Here is a 20,289-nt window from a genome sequence, read left to right on the forward strand (position 1 = left end):
CCTCGTGCCTAGGTTGCGCCGGGGCATTGGGTTGGACGGTGGTGGGAAGGCGGGGCCCATGGGTTGGACGCGGTTCGGGGGCGGCATCAAGTTGGCGGTGCTGGCGTGCGCGCTGGGGACAGCGAGCAGCGCCGGGGCCCGCACGCCCGGGAAGTTGTGGCTGGAGTCGCAGAACCGCGCTGTCTCCCGGCAGCACTCCAACCTCAGTGACGTGGCCCGCAAGGCGATGCCGGCCGTGGTGTCCATCACCACGCGCCAGGACAGCGCGGAGGTGGCTCCCGGCGAGGAGCCCCAGCGCGGCATCGGCTCCGGGTTCATCATCCATCCGGACGGCTACATCCTCACCAGCGCGCACGTGGTGGACGGGGCCTCGGAGGTCACCATCTCCATCCGCAGCGCCAACGGCTACGTGGAGGAGTTCCCCGCCACGGTGGTGGGCGAGGACGAGCGCACGGACTGCGCGCTCCTCAAGGTGGACGCGCCCCGGAAGCTGCCGGTGCTGAAGCTCGCGTCCGCGTCCCACGTGGGCATCGCGGACTGGGTGGTCGTCATCGGCAACCCGTTCGGGCTGGCGCACTCCGTGACGGTGGGCGTGGTGAGCTACGTGGGCCGCACGGACGTGACGCCCAACGGCCGCGACGGCGACTTCGACTACCTGCAGATGGACGCCTCCATCAACCCGGGCAACTCCGGCGGGCCGGTGCTGGACTTGCACGGTGACGTGGTGGCGGTGGCCAACGCCGTCAACGTGTCCGGCCAGGGCATCGGGTTCGCCATCCCCATCGACATCGCGAAGACGGTGATTCCGCAGCTCAAGGCCCACGGGCGCATGCGCCGCGGGTGGATGGGCATCAGCGTGCAGGACTTCTCCCCGGAGGTGGCGCAGGCCTTCAACCTGAACCCGCGCGGCCGGGGCGTGGTGGTGACGGACGTGGTGGAGGACGGCCCGGCGGCCCGCGCCGGCCTGCGCACCGGGGACGTCATCCTGAACATGGACCGGCTGTCCGTGGCGCGGGCGCACACGCTGCGCTGGCAGGTGGCCGCGCGCGGCGTGGGCCAGCACATCCGGCTGCAGCTGCGCCGGCTGGGCCGCCCCATGACGCTGAAGGTGAAGCTGGAGGACCTGCCCCTGGTGGAGTCGCCGCCGTCCACGCTGGCCTCGGGTGGCACGCCGGGCGAGCGCGCCGCCGGAGCCCGCTCCGTGCTGGAGGAGCTGCTCTCCCCGGTGCCGCGCACCCAATCCGGCCGGTCCGGGGGCATTCCCAAGGCCGATGAAGGCCTGGCCGCCCCCTGACGGATGGGGCCTTCAGGGCCCTGACGGGCTTCCAGGCTCCTTGCGTTCCGCGAAACCCGGCGATACACCGTCCGCCTTCACATCGTGGCGGATCCACCCACAGGTGGCGTCACGGGTCTTCAAGCATCGTTTCGCAGGAGAATCCGTACCATGGCCGAGGCCACCCAGACGACGAAGCTCACCCATTGGCCGCGCACCGCCAAGGGCGGCGGCAAGAAGGCGTGCACCGTGGAGGGCTGCAAGCGCCCCTACCGTGCCAAGAGCTACTGCTTCTTCCACTTCAAGAAGTGGCGCCAGGGCGAGCTGCCCCACACGCGCTACCGCGTGTGCTCCAAGCCGGAGTGCCGCGCCAAGGTCGGCCCCAAGGCCGGTCTGTGCGAGAAGCACTTCGCCGAGACCTACAAGAAGGACGCGGCGGCTTAAGTCGCCCCCGGCTGTTCGCGTGGCGCCGGCCCCCCGCTCAACCGCGGGAGGTCCCCGGCGCCACCGCGCGGCCCAGGTGTTTGAAGGCGTTGAGCCAAAGCTCCGCCTCTCTCTGGGTCAGCCGCGCACGCATCAACGTCCGCTCCAGTTCGTGCAGCACATGCTCCGGCGCCTGCGGGTTGAGGAAGTCCGCCGCCAGCATCGCCGCGCGCATGCGCCCGCTCAGCGCGTTGAGCGTCCCCAGCCGCGCGCCGGCCTCCTCCTCCTGGGGCAGCGCGGGCTCGGACGTGAGCCCCTGCCGGTGGCAGAGGTACAGGAGCACCGCGGAGGACTGCGCCAGGTTCATGGACGGCTGCACGTCCGACGTGGGGATGACGAGCAGGTCCTGGCAGTGGGTGAGGTCCTCGTCGGACAGCCCGCGCTGCTCCCCGCCGAACAACAGCGCCACCCGCCCCCGCGTGCTCTCCTCCGCCAGCCGCCGCGCCGCGTCCTCCGGCGTCAGCGGGGTGCGCTTCTCCACCTGGGTGCGCGACGTGGTGCCCACCACGTACACGCAGTCCTCCAGGGCCTCCTGGAGGGTGGGTGTGACGCGCATGCCCGAAAGGATGTGGCCGCCCTTCACGGCCATCTTCTCCGCCAGGCTGAAGTCCTGGACCACGGGTTCCGAGAGGATGAGACGTTCGAAACCGAAGTTCGCCATGACCCGGCAGACAGCACCCAGGTTGTCGGGTGAACGGGTCTGATGAAGGACGACAGTCAGCTCCGCACCTGGACGCATGCACCGGAGTTTAGCTGGTGGTGCGTCGGCGTGATCGGTATATTCCCACTGATGCGTCGCTGGGTCCCTGGCCTGCTCCTGTCGCTGTCCCTGCTCACCACCGCGTGCGACGGGACGGGTGCGCCCGTGCGCTCCTCGCTCACGGCGCGGCAGGCGCTGAGCAGCTCGCCAGAGGTGGTGGAGTTCGAGTCCCCGGCCGTCCGCCTGGAGCTCTTCCGGGACATCGCCCGCCAGTCGGAGCAGCAGGCCGGGCAGTCCGCGCAGGGCGTGGCGCTCTTCCCCATCATCCAGGGCAACGAGTTCGTCGCGGCGCCGGGCTTCGAGCCCCGCGCGGACCTGCTCCAGCCGCCGGACGCGGGCAGCGGCCTCCAGTTCGTCTTCGACGCGCGGACGGGCGACCGTTGGCCGGAGGACCGGCGGGAGAGCCTGCAGGGCCTGTCGGAGCGCGAGGCCGCGGAGCTGGTGGCGCGCACGCTGCTGGGGCTGTGGGGCATCCAGCCGGAGGGCGCGGTGCGGGTGGACCGGGCCGCGGGCGCGCCGTACGCGGTCGCCTACGTGGACGGCATCCTGCGCATCAACCCGGCGTTCCTCTACCTGGCAACGGCCTACGGTCCTGCTTCCATGACGGCGGGCCTCCAGTAGAGTCGCGCGCCTCATGAGCTGGCCCCGCTCCCGCCGCCTTCCGGCGGTCAGTGGCCGGGGCCGCGAGGCGCCTCCGACGTGAACACCTCCGCCCTCCACGCGCAACTCACCCACACGCTTCGCCAGACGGACCTGCCGTCGCTCGGCACGCCCTACAAGGGCAAGGTTCGCGACACGTACCGCAAGGGCGACACGCTCATCCTCGTGACGAGCGACCGCCTCTCCGCGTTCGACCACGTGCTCACCACCATCCCCTTCAAGGGCGAGGTGCTCAACCGCCTGGCGGCCTTCTGGTTCGACCGCACGAAGCACATCGTCCCCAACCACGTGCTGGACGTGCCCGACGCGAACGTCACCGTGGCGCGCGCCTGCCAGCCCTACTCCGTGGAGGTGGTGGTGCGCGGCTACCTCACGGGCAGCCTGTGGCGTGACTACGAGAAGGGCACGCACACCGCCTACGGGGTGCCCTTCGCGGAAGGCCTGCGCAAGGACAGCGCGTTCGAAGCGCCCATCCTCACGCCGTCCACCAAGGCCGAGTACGGCAAGCACGACGAGCCCATCTCCGAGGCGGAGATTCTTTCGCGCGGGCTGGCCACGCCGCGCGACTGGGCCCGCATCACGGAGGCCGCCCGGGGCCTGTTCCTGGAGGGCCAGAAGTGGGCGCGCACGCGCGGCCTCATCCTGGTGGATACGAAGTACGAGTTCGGGAAGGTGGGCGACGAGCTCTTCGTCATCGACGAGATGCACACCCCGGACTCCAGCCGCTACTGGGTGGCGGACGAGTACGAGTCGCGCTTCGCCAAGGGCGAGGACCAGAAGATGTTGGACAAGGAGAACATCCGCCAGTGGCTCATCCGCGAGCGGAACTTCTCCGGCCACGGCGCGCTGCCCGCGATTCCGGACGACGTGCGCGTGGACCTGGCCACCAAGTACGTGGCCGCCTACGAGCGCATCACCGGCACGCCCCTGGTGCTGACGCCCGGGGACGTGCACTCGCGCATCGAAGGGCACCTGCGGGCGAAGGGCTACCTCTAGTCCCCTCGCCCGCCGTGGCCGCGCTTCAGCTGGCGCGGCCGAAGACGCGCTGGAACACCGCGTCCATCTGGCGCGTGTGGTAGCCCGGGGAGAAGCAGTCGGAGACCTCCTCGGGCGTCATCATCTTGAGCAGGTCCGCGTCGTTCAGCAGGGCCTGCCGGAAGTCCACGCCCTCCTCGAACATCTTCATCGCGTTGCGCTGGACGACGACGTACGCGGCCTGCCGGTCCATGCCCTTGCGCGCGAGTTCCAGGAGCAGGCGCTGCGAGTTCACCACGCCGCCCAAGAGGTCCAGGTTCTTCTTCATCTGCTCCGGGTAGACGCGCATGTTCTCCACCAGGCCCGCGAAGCGGTGGAGCATGAAGTCCAGCAGGATGGTGGCGTCCGGCCCAATCACGCGCTCCACCGACGAGTGCGAGATGTCCCGCTCATGCCACAGCGCCACGTCCTCCATGGCGCTCACCGCGTAGCCGCGCAACAGGCGCGCGAGGCCCGTGAGGTTCTCCGACAGGATGGGGTTGCGCTTGTGCGGCATGGCGCTGCTGCCCTTCTGTCCCGGCGTGAAGGGCTCCTCCGCCTCGCGCACCTCCGTGCGCTGGAGGTGGCGGATTTCCACGGCGAACTTCTCCAGGCTCGCGCCGACGAGGGCGATGGCGGTGAAGAACTCCGCGTGCCGGTCGCGCTGCACCACCTGGCTGGAGGCGGGCGCGGGCGTGAGGCCCAGCTTCTGGCAGACGTGCTCCTCCACCGACGGCGGCAGGTGCGCGAACGTGCCCACCGCGCCGGAAATCTTGCCCACGGCGATGGTGTCGCGCGCGTGCTGGAGGCGCGTGCGGCCCCGGCGCAGCTCGTCGTACCAGATGGCCAGCTTGTGCCCGAAGGTGATGGGCTCCGCGTGGATGCCGTGGCTGCGGCCCATCTGCAGCGTGTGCTTGTGCTCGAAGGCGCGCTTCTCCACCGCGGCCATCACGCGGTCCATGCCCTTCAGGAGCAGGTCCACGGAGTCGCGCAGGGTGAGGCCCAGCGACGTGTCCAGCACGTCCGACGACGTCATGCCCAGGTGCAGCCAGCGGGCGCTGGGGCCCACGCGCTCCTCCACGAAGGTGAGGAAGGCGATGACGTCGTGCTTGGTGGTGCGCTCGATCTCCTCGATGCGCGCGGCGTCCGCTTCGGTGAAGTCACCGGCGCGGGCAAGGCAGTCCGCCAGCGCCTCCTTGGGGGCGAGGCCTTGCGCGACCATGCCCTCCAGCGCGGCGAGCTCCACGTCGCGCCAGCGGCGGTAGCGGGCGACGTCGGACCAGAGGGAGGCCATTTCGGGACGGCTGTAGCGTGGAATCACTCGTAGACCTTCACGGCAAAGTCCCGGCGCGCCGCGAACCGGAGCACTTCCAGCGCGACGTCACAGGACGGACCTGACTTCTTCGCGACGGTGAGGTTGAACGAGAGGTCCAGGCCTTCGGGCCGCGCCACCGCCAGCGCGCCGGGGTCGACCTTCTCGTGGACGATTCTGTTCGCCAGCCTTCCGGCCTGCTGACCGAGCGCCAGCGGGGCCGGAGCGAGGGCCAGGGTCGCGCCCTCCTTCACCTGGCTGGCCGTGAGCGCCACCAGCGGCACCTTGCGGGAGGCACTGAAGGCGATGAGCGCCTGGACGACGGAAGCGTTGCCCACGGTCTTGTCCGCAACCATCAAGAGGCCGTCCACCTTCCCCGCCGCGCCCTCCAGCACCTCGCCCACGCGCTCCTGCGCTTCCACGGCCAGCGGGACGATGGCGAGCCCCAGGCCCACGCCAGCGGAGCGGGCCTGCGCCACCGCGCCCGCCGAGGAGCGCGGGTCATGCAGGATGCCCACGCGCTTCGCACCGGGAGCCACGGCCTTGAGCGCGGCCAGCTCCGGCTCGAAGTCGCTGGTGAGCGCGATGCCGGTGACGTGGGATGCCTCCAGGCCGTACTTCTCGTGGTACGGCACCATGGCGAAGAGCACCGGCACGTCCTCGCCCAGCGAGCGGCGCGCGGCGTTGGCGGCCAGCGGCCCCAGGGCGAGCACCAGCGCGGGCTTCTGCGCGGCCAGTGTTTTGAAGACGCGCGCGGCCTCCGTGGGGCTTTCCTCCAGGGTCAGCTCGGTGACGTCCGCGCGGGCCTCGGACGTGAAGCCGGCGAGGAGGGAGGCGTATGGCGCCAGGCTCGAGGACTTCACGGCCACCATGCGGGGCCGGGCGGGACTTCGCGACGAAACCTGCGCGAGGGCGACGGCGGGCAGGAGGAGCGTGAGGAGCGCGAGCCTCCGGAGCGTCGTCCTCACGGCGCGTCTTGGCAGCAACGGAAGCCCACGTTCGCGGCCTTCAGCGACGGTGTGCCCCGGCGGCGCGCGGAGCACCGGGCGGTGTCTCCGGCCGTGTCGAAGGAGCCGCCCTTGATGAGCAGCTCCTCGGGGTTGGAGTTGGGGAACTTGGAGGAGGTCCACTCGGCGACGTTGCCGGACAGGTCCGCCACGCCATAGCCGGAGCGACAGGACTGCAGGGCCCCGGAGGGCGCCAGGGTGGGCGCCGCGGCCGCATCCGTCGTGCCGGTGTTGCAGGCCGGCTGGACCTGCTCATTGCCTGAGGAGAAGCGCGCGTTGCCAGGGCCCTTGCAGGCCTTCTCCCACTCCTCCTCCGAGCACAGCCGCTTGCCGAGCCCTTCGCAGGCGGCCTTCGCGTCGAGCCACGTCGCGGAGACGCGGGGCTTCCTGCCGGCCTGGTTGGGGAACTCGTATTCGTCGACGCAGAACGAGTTCACCGTGACGCTGCCCATGGGCATTTCATCGGTGGAGCCGGCTGACTGCAGGTCCTCCGGGGACGAGCCCATCTTGAAGCTGCCGCCGCTCACCAGACGCATGCCGGCCGGACAGGAGCCCGTGGCCAGGATGCCGTCCCTCGCGGCGGCGGTCCCCGGCGTGGCGGGCGTGGTGCTGTTCTTCGCGGCCTGGGCCAGGCGCAGGTAGAGGTAGCCACCGCCCGCGCCCAGCACGACGCCGGCCACCGCGAGGATGATCATCCACATCATCGAGCTGGGACCGGAGCGGGCCGGCTTCGCCTGCGTGGCCCGCGTCGTGGGGAGCGTGTGCAGGCCGGAGGTGGAAGGCGGCAGCCTGCGCGCCGAGGAGCGCACACCCGACACTTCCGGAGGGGGTTCGCCCTTGCGCGAGCGGCCGCCCGTGGAGTTCTCGCCGTGAACGCCAGAAGCGCGGGCCGAGCCCTGGGCCGCCGAGGCTCGCGGGGCGCGGGGACCCGACGGCTCCGAGCCGCGCGAGTTCACCGACGACACCGCGCCCGAGGCCCGCGAGTTGCGGCCACCGCGGCTGGAGGAACGGGACTCCGAGGGTTCGTCGTCGTCGGAGCTCCGGCCGGACCGTGACTCCGTGGCGGATGCATCCGCGTTGCGATGGCTGGGGCGGCTGTCGGAGGACGCCTCGCCTCCGCGACCGGAGCGCCCGCCCGACGAGGCCTCACCGCGACCGGAGCGCTCGTCGCCCAGGGCCGCTTCGCCGCGACCGTTGGAGCGACCGTCGCTGGACGTTTCGCCCCGCCCACCCGAGCGCGCGTCGCCGGATGCTGCTTCACCGCGACCGTTGGAGCGAAGGTCGCCCGAAGAGGACTCACCGCGACCGGAGCGCCCCTCGCTGGACGCTTCGCCACGGCCGCTGGAGCGAAGGTCGCCCGATGAGGCTTCACCGCGACTGGAGCGCCCGTCGCCGGACGCTTCGCCACGGCTGCTGGAGCGAAGGTCGCCCGACGAGGCTTCACCCCGGCCGGAGCGCCCCTCGCCCACGGCGGCTTCGCCCCGACCATTGGAGCGCCCGTCGCTGGAGGAGGCCTCACCGCCGCCACGGGCCGAGGACCGCGCCTCGGCCGCGCTCTCCGCGGAGCGGGCGCCGCGAGGATCCGCCGGGAACGACGGCTCCTCCGCTTTCGCGAAGATGCGCATCACGGGCTCGGCGGCCTTGGCCGGAGCCGCGCGCGGATCATCCGCCGGGCGCGAGGCCGCACGGGCCTCCTGCTGCGTCGCCGCGTCGGGGGCCTGCCCCAGGGGCCGGGGGGCCTCCGCGCCCTTGCGGCCCGACGGCGCCACCGCGCGCATCTCCTGCTGCGTCGCCGCGTCGGACACGGAGCGCGCTTCCGGCCCCGTGATGTAGTCCAGCGCCTGCGCGTTCGAACCCAGGATGGCCGCCAGCGTCGCCGCGTCCAGCGGCTGCGTCGCATCCGGCGGAGGCGCGTCATCCACCGCCGGGAGGGGTGCGGCCGGCGTGGGCGCGAGCGCCACCGGCAACATGCCCGTGGGCACCGGCGGCAGCGGCTTGTTCGCAGCGCGCGCGGCCACCGCGGCCGGCGGCAGTGCGCCCGTCGCGGGCACCGAGCGCTGCCTCGACGCCGCGGCCGGGTGCCGATGCACCAGCGCCGCGAACTCCGCGTGCAGCTCACCGCCCGACTTCGGACGCGCCAGCGGATTCACGTTGAGCGCGCGCCGGTAGAGGGACTCGAACGCGGGCGGCAGGTCCGGATGCCGCACCGACACCTCGGGCACCCCGCCGTCCTCCGGCAGCAGCCCCGTCACCATCTCCCCCATCAACACGCCCAGCGAGTACACGTCCATGCGCGTATCCAGCTCCGCGCCATTCACGTACTCGGGAGCGATGTACGCCGCCGCCCGGTGCCCCTTCTGCGCCTGCACGAAGGGCAGGTGCGGCACCGCGAGCCCCAGCCCGTAGTCCGACACCTTCAACATGTCCGGCAGGACGAAGACGTTCTCCGGCTTCACGTCCGAGTGCGGCCCGAAGCGGTGCGCCCCGTCCAGCGCCGCCGCCATCTGCGCCAGCAGCGGCTCCACTTCCTTCAGCGAGAACAGCTGACCCTTCGCCGCGCGCTGCTCCATCATCCGGCGCAGCGAGAGCCCTTCCAGCAGCTGCATGGTGAAGAAGGGCCGGTCCCCATCCACGCCCTCCTCGTACACGCGCACCAGGTTGGGGTGGTTGAGCTTCTTGCCCACCCGCATGGACAGCGCGAACTGCGTGCGCTCCTCCGGCTGCTGCACCAGCCGAGGCTGGATGACCTTCAGCGCCACCTCCACGTCGATGGCCTGGTCCTGCGCGCGGAAGACGAAGCCCAGAGGCCCCGCCCCAACAACCTCCTGGATGGCGTAGCGGTCCGCGACGACGTCGCCCGGCTTGTACGGCGCGCCCTCGGCGCCCTTGCGCCGCGCCGCCCCCGCCGCCTGACGCGCGGCCGCGTCGAACTTCTGGCCACACGTGGCGCAGGTTTCACTCGTATCGGGGACATGGCTGCCGCAGCGGTAGCAGAGCAAAGCAGTGAAACTCCGGAACGGGGCCGCGGGGGGGCGGCCTCCCTGGCGGACGGCCGGGGGGCTCCATTCTGCCCGCTCCGGAGCCGTTGAGGAACGACGTTGCGCGCCGGGCCTATCGGCCGGTGGACCCGAAACCTCCGGCCCCTCGGGAAGTCACCTCCAGCACCTCCACTTCCCGCAGGGCCGTGGCCGTCACGGGGGCCACCACCAGCTGGGCCACCCGGTCCCCCCGACGCAGGGTGAAGGGGGTGTTGGACAGGTTGACGAGCAGTACCTGCACTTCCCCCCGGTAGTCCGCGTCCACCGTCCCGGGGGAGTTGAGGCAGGTCACCCCATGCCGGAGCGCCAGCCCCGAGCGGGGCCGCACCTGGCCCTCGAAGCCCGGCGGGAGCGCGAAGGCCAGCCCCGTGGGGACCGCCATCCGTTCCAGGGGTTGGAGCACCCACTCCCCGTCGATGTCGGCCCGCAGGTCCAGCCCGGCGGCCAGCTCCGTCTCGTAGCGCGGCAGGGGCAGCGGGTCCGGATGCGAGCGCACCCGGCGCACGGGGACGGTCAGCGAGGGGTCCATGCCCCTCGCCGTAACATGCACCCCGGCCCCCCTCTACTTCCTGGCGCCGACGTCACGGGTCGTGTGACCCGGGCACTCACAGCTCGGTCGCGCCGTCCGCCATGCGCAGCGCTGTGCGGAACCCGAACGGGTCCACGGGCCGAGCGGCCAGCTCCAGCTGGTAGTGAAGGTGCGGCCCGGTGGAGCGGCCGGTGTTGCCCGACAGCGCGATGGCCTGCCCCTTCTCCACCCGCGTGCCCGCCTTCACCAGCAGCTCCGAGTTGTGACAGTACGCCGTCGTCACACCCCGCCCGTGGTCCAGCACCAGCACGCGGCCGTTGACGGAGTCCTCGCTCGAGCGGCGCACCACGCCCGCGGCCACCGCCGTCACCGTCGTGCCCGAGCGCACCGCCAGGTCCACCCCCGTGTGCATCCGGCGCGTGCGCAGCGTGGGGTGGACGCGGTAGCCGAAGGGGCTCGTCACCGGAGCGCTCTCCGACACCGGCCACCCGAGCATCAGCGCGGTGGACAGCGCCAGCGCCTGGGCCGCGCCCACGGAGGAGCCCTCGAAGCCGGGGGGCAGCTGCTTCGCCAGGCGCTCCAGGCTGAGCGCCCCACCCTCCGCGTCCACCCGCTCCAGGGCGAAGCGCGCGGGCACCCGTCCCGCGAACACCGCCGTCACCCGAGCCTCCTCCGACGGGAAGTCCCTGGCGAGCGCGTCCAGGAGCCGCCGCGTCGCCGCCGGTCCCTTCACCGGATCCACCAGCGTCTCCGGAGCGATGCCCAGCTCACGAGCCAGCGCGAGCGACGGCTCGCGGGCCTTCGGGTCCAGGGCCTTCAGCGCCGAGTGAGTCCCCCACGCCAGCGCCTCCGCGCTCGTGGGCACGCGAGTAAGCAGCGCGGCGGGCAGCGCGGCCGGCACGGGCACCGCCGTCCCGCTCACGCCGTCGTAGTACGCGAGCAGCGGCCGGGCCGTGGTGCGCGAGTTGAAGGCCCAGGCGCCCGCGCGCCGCAAGAGCGCGCCCGCGGGCGTGTGGTGGTACGCGCACCACACGCACAGCAGCGCGAAGGTGAAGTCCAGGAGTCCCCGGGCGCGTCGAGCGAACATGCGTCAGGGCCTCAGCGCAGGAAGGACAGCACCGGGGCCGCGTCCCAAGCCGCCGCGAAGCCCAGCGGCGCCACCACGAGGCACCCCAGGAGCCCGCGAGTCCACGCCCGCCGCGACCCCACCGCTTCACATGCCGCGTCCGCGTGCTGGAGGTTGCGCAGCACCGCGCGCCAGCCCAGCGACACGCTCACGCCACACAGCGCCGCCACCGCCAGCCCCCGGGCCGCCCAGTCCGCGGCGACGTCACCAAACAGTGGCCGCCATGACAGGTACACCGTGCCCTGGACAAGCCGCGCCACCGTGCACGCGCCCGCGAGCACCACGCCCGCGGTGGCCAGGGGCCGCACCCACCGCATCGGAGTGGGCCGCCGCAGACAGCGCCGCAGCAGCGCCTTCCACGAAGAGGCCTCCGAAGCGGACGCCGTCACCGGCCGCCAGGGCTCCACGGGGCGGGCAGCGGCGGTCTCGCGATAGCCGAGCGCCGGCAGCGCCAGGAGCAGGTCCGCCGCCAGCTCCCAGGCCAGCGCCAGGGCCCGAGCCAGCCGGGTGCGCGTCTCCAGGGAGACCCAATCCACCATCGACGCGAAGGCGGGGAACTGGCCCACCCACGCATCGAACGCGGAGTCCAGCCGGTCCACCGCGGTGAGCAGCCGGTCATCCAGCGTATCCGCCGCCGAGTGCACGCCCACCGCGACCAGCGCGAGCAGGCCCAGCGGCATGAACGCCCAGCGGAACGCCCCCAGGAAACGGGACAGGTCCGAGAGGAAGCTGCTCGAAGGCTCCGAGGAGCTGGATGGATGGACCGGCACGCAGCGCCTCCGGGGCGGTCCCCCATCAACGCAGGAGGCCCTCCCACGGTTTTAAGCCCCCATCCCTCCAGGACGAAAACACCGCGTGCTCCCGCCTGGGGCCACCGTGGCGAGCAGGATGCGGAGAACGACGCCAGGAGCCCGGCACCGCTCCCATGACGGCACCACGCCAACGCCTCGCGCATGCATGAGAAGGAGCTCCCTTCCGACGCGCTTTCCGCAAACCTGTCCGACTGTCGGACAGGTTTCTCCTCGCCGGCTGGAACGGGCGGCCCCGCCACGACGGATGCCGGAGCCCGTCCGAGGGGAACCTCCGAGGGCATTTGCAGGCGCCAGGGGCGCGGTGATTGGCCCAGCCGGTCCGACTGTCGGACAGGTTCGAGCGGTGCGCCGCCGCCGGGCGGCAAGCCCCCTGCCCCGCAACGACAACGCCCCGCCCCTTCGCGCCCGGAGGCGGGAGGAGACGGGGCGTTTCCGGTCGCGGCCTTCCTCACGGAAGGCCGCTACACGGGGGCCGGCTTCAGGCCTTCGCGTCCGGCGTCGGGGCGGCCGGGGCGGCGGCCGCGGGAGGCGTGCCCTGCGCGGTGGCGCGCTCGGCCATGGCCTCCTTGCGCGACAGGCGGATCTTGCCCGTCTTGTCGATGCTGACGACCTTCACCAGCACCTCGTCACCCTCGCTCAGCACGTCCGACACGGTTTTCACGCGCTTGTCGGACAGCTCGGAGATGTGGATGAGGCCGTCGGTGCCCGGGAACAACTCCACGAAGGCGCCGAACTCGGCGATCTTCCGGACGGTGCCGGTGTAGATCTTCCCGATCTCCGCCTCGCGCGTGAGCGCCTGGATCATCGCGATGGCCGCCTTCACCGCATCGCCGTTCGCGCTGGCGATGTCCACGCGGCCGGTGTCCTCGATGTTAATCGCGGCCCCCGTGCGGGCGATGATGTCCTTGATCACCTTGCCGCCCGGCCCGATGACGTTCTTGATGAACTCCGGACGGATCTGGATGGTCGTGATGCGCGGCGCGAACTGGCTGATCTCCTTGCGCGGCGCGCTCAGCGTCTTCGCCATCTCCGCCAGGATGTGCTCGCGGCCCTGACGCGCCTGCTCCAGCGCGCGGCTCATGATCTCCGTGGTGAGGCCGGTGATCTTGATGTCCATCTGGATGGACGTGATGCCCTTGGACGTGCCGCAGACCTTGAAGTCCATGTCGCCCAGGTGATCCTCGTCACCCAGGATGTCGGACAGGATGGCGATCTTCTCGCCCTCCTTCACCAGGCCCATGGCGATGCCCGCGACCGGCGCCTTGATGGGCACGCCCGCGTCCATCAGCGCCAGCGTGCCACCGCACACGGAGGCCATGGAGGACGAGCCGTTGGACTCGAGGATCTCCGACACCAGACGCACCGTGTACGGGAACGAGTCGCTGGCCGGAATCATGTTGCGCAGCGCGCGCTCCGCCAGGGCGCCGTGACCGACCTCGCGACGGCCGGGGCCGCGCAGGGGCTTGGTCTCGTTCACGCTGAACGGCGGGAAGTTGTAGTGCAGCATGAACCGCTTGAAGGCCTGGCCGCTGAGCAGCTCCAGCCGCTGCTCGTCCTCGCTGGTGCCCAGCGTGACGACCACGAGCGCCTGCGTCTCGCCGCGGGTGAACACCGCGCTGCCGTGCGTGCGGGGCAGCACGCCCACCTCGTTGGTGATGGAGCGCACCACGTTGTGCGGACGGTCACCGATGCGGCCACCGTTCACGGTGAGCTCACGCATGTGGTCGTACTTCAGGTCCTCGATGACCTGCTTGGCGTGCTTCTCCACCAGCGGGGTGAACTCCGCGCCCAGCTTCTCCTTGAGCGCCGCGATCGCCGCCTTCTTCGTCTTGGAGAGCGCCTCGTAGCGCGCGCCCTTCTCCTTGATGGCGTAGCCGGCCTTCACGCCCTCCAGCGCCAGCTCGCGGACCTGGTTGCGCAGGCCCTCGTCGATGGTGGCGGGCTTCTCGTAGGCGCGGACCTGCTTCTTCAGCTCCGCGCGCAGCTGGTCCTGGAGGTCCAGCGCGGGCTGGGCGTTCTGACGGCCGAACTCCAGCGCCGCCACCATGTCCGCCTCGCTGACCTCCTCCGCGCCACCCTCCACCATCACGATGGCCTCGCGGCTCACCGCCATGACCAGGTCCAGGTCGCTCTGCTCGCGCTGCTTGGCGGTGGGGTTGGCCACGAACTGGCCGCCCACGCGGCCCACGCGGATGCCCGCGATGGGGCCGTTGAACGGGATGTCCGACACCCACAGCGCCGCGGAGGCGCCGGTGATGCCGTGGATGTCACCCTCGTTCTCCGGGTCCGCGGAGATGACGGACGCGATGACCTGCGTCTCGTAGGCGTAGCCTTCCGGGAACAGCGGACGGCAGGAGCGGTCCACCAGACGGGAGGCCAGCGTCTCCTTCTCCGTCAGACGGCCCTCGCGCTTGAAGTAGCTGCCGGGGATGCGGCCCGCCGAGTACAGCTTCTCCTGGTACTCCACCGTGAGGGGCAGGAAGTCGATGTCCTTCTTCTCCCGCGCGCTCACCGCGGTGACGAGCAGCATGGTGTCGCCGTAGCGGACCACCACGGAACCATCGGCCTGCTTGGCCAGGCGGCCCGTCTCGATGCTCAGCTCGTTCTCACCAATCTTGACGCTCTTCTTCAACATGTCGTGTGGCCTCTGTGCCTGCTTCGCGTGCGAGGACCCTTGCCAGCCGCGGCCTGCCCACGTGCGTGGGGCAGGAGCCGCCCGGAAAGGGGCCCTCTGGGATTGAGCGGTCGCCAGGGCCTGAAGCAGGCACATGCCAGACGAACGCTGCCTGTACTGCGGAAACGGGCTCCGTTGCGGAGCGCCGGAGGGATGGACCAGACCTCTTGATCCCTGATCACACCCGCCCACCCATGACTCCGGGTCGGCCGGTCTGAACGGAAACCAAAAGAGCCCGCCTCCACCTCTCCCTCGCCCACTCCTTCGCCCACGTCCGCGCTGCTGTTCTTGAAACCGTGCTGCGTGCTGCGCAAATGCACGGGGCGCTGGTGATGTGCCAGCGCCCCGGATGCTGCTCGAGGACTACTTGCGGATGCCGAGGCCCTCGATGAGCTTCTTGTAGCGGGCCACGTCCTTGGACTTGAGGTAGTCCAGCATGCGGCGGCGCTGACCGACCAGCTTCAGCAGACCGCGGCGGGAGTGGTGGTCCTTCTTGTGGGTCTTGAAGTGCTCGGTGAGCATGTTGATGCGCTCGGACAGCAGCGCCACCTGCACCTCGGGCGAGCCGGTGTCGGACTCGTGGGTGCGGAACTTCGTGACCAGCTCGCTCTTGCGTTCCTGATGCAACGACATGGGCTTCTTCCTGAATCCCGCTCCGGGGTGACCGCTCGTGCCGCCTGGGTCCGCGGAGGGGTACAGACCCGGCCACATGGTCCTTCTAACGAGCGGGCCGCTTATAAGCTTCACCCCCTGGGGGGTCAACCTTCGCCGCCCGTCCGTCCGCCCTTCGGGGGCCGGGACAGTGCGAAGACGTACAACCGGCAGCCGCCCGGCATTCCGCCCCCGCCCGGGGACAGCTCCCGGGCCGAGGCCTCGTCCATGGCCACGTGCAGGTACGGGCCCCCCGCCTCGCCCCCGTCCCCCGCCAGCAGCTGACGGGTCCGGGGGTACAAGCGCAGGAGCGCCTCCACCACGTCGCCAATGCCCGCCGTCGCGGGCACGCCCAGGGACAGCTCGCGCCGCCCGTCGAAGGCGCCGCGGAGGCCCGGGGCCACGCTCACGGTGATGTCATGGGTGCGGGTGGCCACTCAGTTGAACACCCGCTGATACCGCAGCCGCCCGCCCACCACTTCCGCCATGGCGAGCAGCACGTCATCCGGGCCCAGCACCCGCACCCGGCCCGGCACGGGGGCGACCTCCACGGGGACGCCGTGCAGCACCCGCCGGGCCTCGTCCGCGCTCACCCGGACCGCAGGCAGGTCCGTCAGCGCGTCCGCCAGCGACACCAGCCGCCCGGCCACCGCTTCACGCGACAGGGCCGCCAGGTCCCCCAGGGGCAGCGCGCGAGCCAGGGTGAAGGGGCCGCTCATGGTGCGCCGCAGCGCCTCCAGGTGCGCGCCACAGCCCAGCGCGCGGCCCAGGTCGTACGCCAGCGTGCGCACGTAGAAGCCCTTGGTGCACCGCACGGACAGGGTCAGCCGGTCCGCGGAGAAGTCGCGCAGCACCAGCTCGTGCACGGTGACGGTGCGGCTGGCCCGCTCCACCTCTTCCCCGGCGCGCGCCAGCTCATAGAGCCGCTTCCCGGCCACCTTCACCGCCGAGTACATGGGCGGCACCTGGTCGAACGTCCCCCGGAACCGGGCGAGCACCGCCTCCAGGAGCGGGGCCGTCAGCGGGGGCACCGGGGCCTCCGAGGTGGGCTTGCCCTGGGCGTCCTGGGTGTCCGTCTCGATGCCCAGCCGCACCACGGCGTCGTAGGCCTTGTCGCCCTCCGTGATGATGCCGGCGACCTTGGTGGCCTCGCCCAGGCACACCGGCAGCACGCCGGTGGCCATGGGGTCCAGCGTGCCCGTGTGGCCCGCCTTCTTCACCTTCAGCAGGCCGCGCACCTGGCGGACCACGTCGAAGGACGTGGGGCCCAGGGGCTTGTCGATGACGAGAACGCCGTCCATGAAGCGGGGCCTACCAGCCTTCCTTGCCGCGCACCTCGCGCAGGAGCCGGTCGATCTTATCGCCCTCGCCCACCGACGCGTCGAAGGCGAAGAAGATTTCCGGCGACACGCGCAGGTTGACGGCGGACGTCACCTCGCGGCGCACGAAGCCCTTGGCCGCATCCAGGCCCTTCTGCGTGTCCGCCTTCTCCTGGTCCGTGCCCAGCATCGAATAGAAGACCTTCGCCACCCGCAGGTCCGGCGACACCTTCACGCCGGTGATGGTGATGAAGCCGATGCGCGGGTCGCGCAATTCCCCCCGCGTCAGCAGGGCGCCGATGGCCGCCTGGATTTCCTGTCCCACGCGCTCGGGTCGTGCATGCGTCGTCATTTCTTCTCCCAATCTCGCGGGTTGCGCAGCGCCCGGGCCTTGGCCCGCGCGTCGTCCAGATTCAGCGTTCCACCGTCACCCGTGGGTCTGGAAGTCCCGGGCCCGGGGCCCGCGCCCTCGTGCCGCTGGTCCCAGGAGCCCAGCCCTTCCGCCTCCGCCAGCGAACGGTCGCTGCGCAGGAACCGGGCAATCGCCGCCTCCGAGTGCGCGTGCGCGTCCTCGGGAGACAGGTGGGCGTCCTCGGCCTCCGGCTCAGGCACCTTCGCCGGGGCGCGGAAGCCTGTCGGCCTCTTGTCGGAATAGAGCGTGTCCCCGAAGGCGACAATCTCCGTCTCCCGAGCCATCAGCGGCGCGACATACATCTCTTCAATGAAGTGGATGATCTTCTCCAGCTGCTCATCCACGTGCCCGCGCTCGTTGCCCACCACGGCCAGGGCCACCGACGCCTTCTGCCAGAGGTCCTGGTCGTCCACTTCCGCGACGGCCACGTTGAAGCGGGCCTTCACCCGGTCCGTCACCCGGCGGAGCACCTGCCGCTTGGACTTCAGCGAGGCGCTCTCCGGAATCTGGAGGGTGAGGCGTGCGACTCCCACGAACATAAAGGTCCCCCAGGCCAACGGCCGCCGGGCGCGTCATCCACGCCCAGGCGCCGTCGCGTCGTCATCCCCCGGGAAAGGTGGGGCCTTCCCCGGGGTCCGTCGAGTGCGCCTCTCCAGGACTACGAGAGGCTCTGCCGGGTCTCCTCGATCTCGTAGGCCTCAATGATGTCGCCGGCCTTGAGGTCGTTGAAGTTCTCGATGCCGATACCGCACTCGAAGCCCTGCGCGACTTCCTTCACGTCGTCCTTGAAGCGGCGCAGCGACGCCATCTTCCCGGAGAAGAGCTGCTTGTTCTCGCGCATGAGGCGCACGAACGAGCCGCGCTTCATCACGCCGTCCAGGACGGCCGCGCCGGCGATGGTGCCCAGCTTCGGAACGTTGAAGGTGTTGCGCACCTCCGCACGGCCCAGCTTGCGCTCGGTGCGGATGGGCTCCAGGAGGCCCTCCATCTCCGTGCGAACCCCGTCGATGAGCTCGTAGATGATGGAGTAGCTCTGCAGCGTCACCTGCTGCGCCTTGGCCGCGGCCTCCGCGCCCGACTCCGGCTTCACGTTGAAGCCCAGCACGACGCCCTTGGAAGCAGCGGCGCGCATGACGTCGGTCTCCGTGATGGCGCCCACGCCCGCGTCGATGATGACCACCCGCACCTTGTGCGTGGTGAGCTTGTCGACCGCCTGGCGCACGGCCTCCGCCGAGCCCTGCACGTCCGCCTTGATGATGACGCGCAGCTCCTTGGGACCGCCGCCCGCCTTCGTCTTGGCGAAGAGCTGCTCCAGGGACTCGCGGCTGACCTTGCTGAGCTCCGCCTGCCGCTCCTTCATGCCGCGGTGGTCGCCGATCTGCTTGGCCGCCTTCTCGTCGGAGACGACGTTGATGGCGTCACCCGCGGTGGGCACGCCGGACAGGCCGACGACCTCCGCGCAGTAGCCCGGCTTCACTTCCTTCACCGCCTCGCCACGGCTGTTGTTCATGGCGCGGACGCGGCCGTAGTGCGTGCCGGTGACGATGGCGTCGCCCAGCTTGAGCGTGCCCTCCTGCACCAGCACCGTGGCCACGGGACCGCGGCCACGCTCCAGCTTCGCTTCCACGACGGCGCCCACGGAAGGACGGGAGGGATTCGCCGTCAGCTCGAGGACTTCCGCCTGCAGCGCCAGGTTCTCCAGGAGGAGATCCAGGTTCATCTTCGTCTTCGCGGAGACGGGCACCATGATGGTGTCGCCGCCCCACTCTTCCGGCACCAGCTCCTGGCTCGCGAGGTCCTTCTTCACGCGGTCGGGGTTGGCGCCCGGGACGTCCATCTTGTTGATGGCGACGACGATGGGCACTTCCGCCTGCTTGGCGTGCTTGATGGCCTCGATGGTCTGGGGCATCACGCCGTCGTCCGCGGCCACCACCAGCACCACGATGTCCGTCACGTTGGCGCCACGGGCGCGCATGGACGTGAAGGCCTCGTGGCCCGGGGTGTCCAGGAACGTGACGTCGCCGCGCGCGGTGGACACGCTGTACGCGCCGATGTGCTGGGTGATGCCGCCCGCCTCGCCCGAGGCCACGCTGGCCTGGCGGATGGCGTCCAGGAGGCTCGTCTTGCCGTGGTCGACGTGGCCCATGATGGTGACCACCGGCGGACGGGGACGCTCGTCCTCGGCCTTGGCCTCGACCTCCGGCAGGTAGTCCTCCACCTCGAAGCCGACGCGCTCGACCTTCCAGTGGTAGTCGGTGGCGATGAGCTCCGCGGTGTCGGCGTCCAAAATCTGGTTCGCCGTGGCCATCTTCTGCATGCCCATCAGCTTCTTGATGAGTTCCGAGGTGCGGATACCCATGCGCTGACCCAGGTCGGAGACGCTGATGCCCTCCTGGAGCTTGATGACCTTCTTCTCCTCGGCCATCTGGGTGATCTGCGTCTTGGCGCCCTTCTTCGTGGGCTTGCGCTTCTTGCCGCGGACGGGGATCTGGATGCGGCCCCAGACCATGTCCGACAGCTCCTGCTTGGACACGCTGGTCGTCTCAGGACCCGTGCGCTTGCGCTGGCCACGCTCCTTGTTCTTGGAGACGTCCACCAGCTCGCGGCCGCGGCCCAGGTGATCCGGGACGACCTTGTACTCGCGCTTCTCCGTGCCCAGCGCCGTGCGGCCCGGGGCCATGGGGTACTGCTTGGCCTGGGTCGTGGTGGGCGTGACGCGGCGGACCTGGATGAGCGGGCGCGAAATCACCACGGCCTGGGTGGCCGTGGGGCGCGCCTGGGCACCCGGCGTGGGCGCGACCTGGGCGTGCGGGACGCCGCCGACCATGATGGTCGGGCCGGTCGGCTGCACCGGGGCACCCGTGCCGGCCGTGGGCGGCGAGGACGGACGCACCGGCCCCGTCTGGCCCGGACGCGCCTGCATGGGCGCTCCCGGACGGTTCATGGGCGGCCCACCCGGACGGCCCTGCATGGGCGCGCCAGGACGGCTGCCAGGCCCACCCGGGCCACCCGGACGGCTGCCGGGACCACCCGGCCCCCCCGGACGGCTGCCCGGCGGCCCACCAGGGCGCCCGCCCGTGGAACCCGGACGCTGCACGTAGCCGGGACCTCGGGAGATGACCGTCGCGGACGTCGACGTGGAAGAAGGCGTCCGTGCGGTGGGCGGGACCGGCGAGCGCGTAGGGGGGTTGGGCAAGCGGGGACTCCCCTGCGTAGGAC

The 20,289-nt window shown here is 71.1% G+C and carries 18 protein-coding genes; 4 read left to right on the top strand and 14 right to left on the bottom strand.

Annotated features, from left to right (window positions below):
* Positions 1–58 precede the first annotated feature (58 nt).
* Together D7V80_RS31455 and D7V80_RS31460 are read left to right on the top strand one after the other, a co-directional pair.
* Entirely contained in the window at positions 59–1,294 is a 1,236-nt protein-coding gene (locus tag D7V80_RS31455; protein ID WP_120591643.1) for a S1C family serine protease, read from the top strand.
* A gap of 150 nt (positions 1,295–1,444) precedes the next feature.
* Positions 1,445–1,717 (top strand): hypothetical protein, encoded by a 273-nt coding sequence (locus tag D7V80_RS31460; RefSeq protein WP_014398796.1) that lies wholly within the window; start codon positions 1,445–1,447, stop codon positions 1,715–1,717.
* Between the two features lie 37 nt (positions 1,718–1,754).
* Here the strand turns inward: D7V80_RS31460 and D7V80_RS31465 are convergent, their stop codons facing one another.
* Positions 1,755–2,495: an RNA methyltransferase gene (locus D7V80_RS31465; RefSeq protein ID WP_120591644.1), complete on the bottom strand. Its 741-nt coding sequence runs from the start codon at positions 2,493–2,495 to the stop codon at positions 1,755–1,757.
* A gap of 51 nt (positions 2,496–2,546) precedes the next feature.
* On the opposite strand from D7V80_RS31465, the gene D7V80_RS31470 reads away from it, so the two are divergent.
* Together D7V80_RS31470 and D7V80_RS31475 are read left to right on the top strand one after the other, a co-directional pair.
* Positions 2,547–3,137, top strand: a complete 591-nt coding sequence (locus D7V80_RS31470) for a hypothetical protein (RefSeq protein WP_043321985.1) — start codon at positions 2,547–2,549, stop codon at positions 3,135–3,137.
* A 78-nt stretch (positions 3,138–3,215) separates the two neighbouring features.
* Entirely contained in the window at positions 3,216–4,172 is a 957-nt protein-coding gene (locus D7V80_RS31475; RefSeq protein ID WP_120591645.1) for a phosphoribosylaminoimidazolesuccinocarboxamide synthase, read from the top strand.
* Between the two features lie 25 nt (positions 4,173–4,197).
* Here D7V80_RS31475 and purB read toward each other — a convergent pair whose 3' ends face one another.
* From purB to infB, 13 genes are all read right to left on the bottom strand, one after another.
* Positions 4,198–5,511, bottom strand: coding sequence for an adenylosuccinate lyase (purB, locus tag D7V80_RS31480; protein WP_043321986.1), 1,314 nt, complete (start codon positions 5,509–5,511; stop codon positions 4,198–4,200).
* Positions 5,508–6,470, bottom strand: a complete 963-nt coding sequence (locus D7V80_RS31485) for an ABC transporter substrate-binding protein (protein ID WP_120591646.1) — start codon at positions 6,468–6,470, stop codon at positions 5,508–5,510. The genes purB and D7V80_RS31485 overlap by 4 nt, the downstream gene beginning before the upstream one ends.
* The gene (locus D7V80_RS31490; protein WP_120591647.1) at positions 6,467–9,508 is read right to left on the bottom strand and encodes an SUMF1/EgtB/PvdO family nonheme iron enzyme; all 3,042 of its coding nucleotides are present in this window, start codon (positions 9,506–9,508) and stop codon (positions 6,467–6,469) included. The genes D7V80_RS31485 and D7V80_RS31490 overlap by 4 nt, the downstream gene beginning before the upstream one ends.
* A 112-nt stretch (positions 9,509–9,620) precedes the next feature.
* On the bottom strand, positions 9,621–10,076 hold the full coding sequence (gene dut, locus D7V80_RS31495) for a dUTP diphosphatase (protein WP_120591648.1): 456 nt from the start codon (positions 10,074–10,076) through the stop codon (positions 9,621–9,623).
* A gap of 76 nt (positions 10,077–10,152) precedes the next feature.
* Positions 10,153–11,163 carry a M23 family metallopeptidase gene (locus tag D7V80_RS31500; RefSeq protein WP_120591649.1) on the bottom strand — a complete coding sequence of 337 codons (1,011 nt, stop codon included), beginning with the start codon at positions 11,161–11,163 and terminating at the stop codon, positions 10,153–10,155.
* Between the two features lie 11 nt (positions 11,164–11,174).
* Complete coding sequence (locus tag D7V80_RS31505; RefSeq protein ID WP_120591650.1) at positions 11,175–11,972, bottom strand: hypothetical protein; 798 nt, start codon at positions 11,970–11,972, stop codon at positions 11,175–11,177.
* Positions 11,973–12,492: 520 nt separating this feature from the next.
* Positions 12,493–14,649, bottom strand: coding sequence for a polyribonucleotide nucleotidyltransferase (gene pnp, locus D7V80_RS31510; RefSeq protein WP_120591651.1), 2,157 nt, complete (start codon positions 14,647–14,649; stop codon positions 12,493–12,495).
* Between the two features lie 402 nt (positions 14,650–15,051).
* Positions 15,052–15,321: a 30S ribosomal protein S15 gene (gene rpsO, locus D7V80_RS31515; RefSeq protein WP_014398807.1), complete on the bottom strand. Its 270-nt coding sequence runs from the start codon at positions 15,319–15,321 to the stop codon at positions 15,052–15,054.
* 125 nt (positions 15,322–15,446) lie between these two features.
* Entirely contained in the window at positions 15,447–15,776 is a 330-nt protein-coding gene (locus tag D7V80_RS31520) for a MoaD/ThiS family protein (RefSeq protein WP_014398808.1), read from the bottom strand.
* Positions 15,777–16,640 carry a tRNA pseudouridine(55) synthase TruB gene (truB, locus tag D7V80_RS31525; protein WP_120591652.1) on the bottom strand — a complete coding sequence of 288 codons (864 nt, stop codon included), beginning with the start codon at positions 16,638–16,640 and terminating at the stop codon, positions 15,777–15,779. It abuts the gene before it with no gap.
* A 10-nt stretch (positions 16,641–16,650) separates the two neighbouring features.
* Positions 16,651–17,010: a 30S ribosome-binding factor RbfA gene (rbfA, locus tag D7V80_RS31530; RefSeq protein ID WP_014398810.1), complete on the bottom strand. Its 360-nt coding sequence runs from the start codon at positions 17,008–17,010 to the stop codon at positions 16,651–16,653.
* The gene (locus tag D7V80_RS31535) at positions 17,007–17,609 is read right to left on the bottom strand and encodes a DUF503 domain-containing protein (protein WP_120591653.1); all 603 of its coding nucleotides are present in this window, start codon (positions 17,607–17,609) and stop codon (positions 17,007–17,009) included. The genes rbfA and D7V80_RS31535 overlap by 4 nt, the downstream gene beginning before the upstream one ends.
* 119 nt (positions 17,610–17,728) lie before the next feature.
* Positions 17,729–20,289, bottom strand: a 2,561-nt coding sequence (infB, locus tag D7V80_RS31540; RefSeq protein ID WP_120591655.1) for a translation initiation factor IF-2, incomplete at its 5' end; no start/stop codon positions are given.

The organism is Corallococcus sp. CA054B (assembly GCF_003611625.1).
GTDB classification, from domain to species: domain Bacteria; phylum Myxococcota; class Myxococcia; order Myxococcales; family Myxococcaceae; genus Corallococcus; species Corallococcus coralloides.

Excerpts from the sequence above, each read along its gene's own strand:
- D7V80_RS31455 (WP_120591643.1), top strand. The coding sequence starts at position 59 with ATGGGTTGGACGCGGTTCGGGGGCGGCATCAAGTTGGCGGTGCTGGCG.
- D7V80_RS31460 (WP_014398796.1), top strand. The coding sequence starts at position 1,445 with ATGGCCGAGGCCACCCAGACGACGAAGCTCACCCATTGGCCGCGCACC.
- D7V80_RS31465 (WP_120591644.1), bottom strand. The coding sequence starts at position 2,495 with ATGCGTCCAGGTGCGGAGCTGACTGTCGTCCTTCATCAGACCCGTTCA.
- D7V80_RS31470 (WP_043321985.1), top strand. The coding sequence starts at position 2,547 with ATGCGTCGCTGGGTCCCTGGCCTGCTCCTGTCGCTGTCCCTGCTCACC.
- dut (WP_120591648.1), bottom strand. The coding sequence starts at position 10,076 with ATGGACCCCTCGCTGACCGTCCCCGTGCGCCGGGTGCGCTCGCATCCG.
- D7V80_RS31500 (WP_120591649.1), bottom strand. The coding sequence starts at position 11,163 with ATGTTCGCTCGACGCGCCCGGGGACTCCTGGACTTCACCTTCGCGCTG.
- pnp (WP_120591651.1), bottom strand. The coding sequence starts at position 14,649 with ATGTTGAAGAAGAGCGTCAAGATTGGTGAGAACGAGCTGAGCATCGAG.
- rpsO (WP_014398807.1), bottom strand. The coding sequence starts at position 15,321 with ATGTCGTTGCATCAGGAACGCAAGAGCGAGCTGGTCACGAAGTTCCGC.
- truB (WP_120591652.1), bottom strand. The coding sequence starts at position 16,640 with ATGGACGGCGTTCTCGTCATCGACAAGCCCCTGGGCCCCACGTCCTTC.
- rbfA (WP_014398810.1), bottom strand. The coding sequence starts at position 17,010 with ATGACGACGCATGCACGACCCGAGCGCGTGGGACAGGAAATCCAGGCG.
- D7V80_RS31535 (WP_120591653.1), bottom strand. The coding sequence starts at position 17,609 with ATGTTCGTGGGAGTCGCACGCCTCACCCTCCAGATTCCGGAGAGCGCC.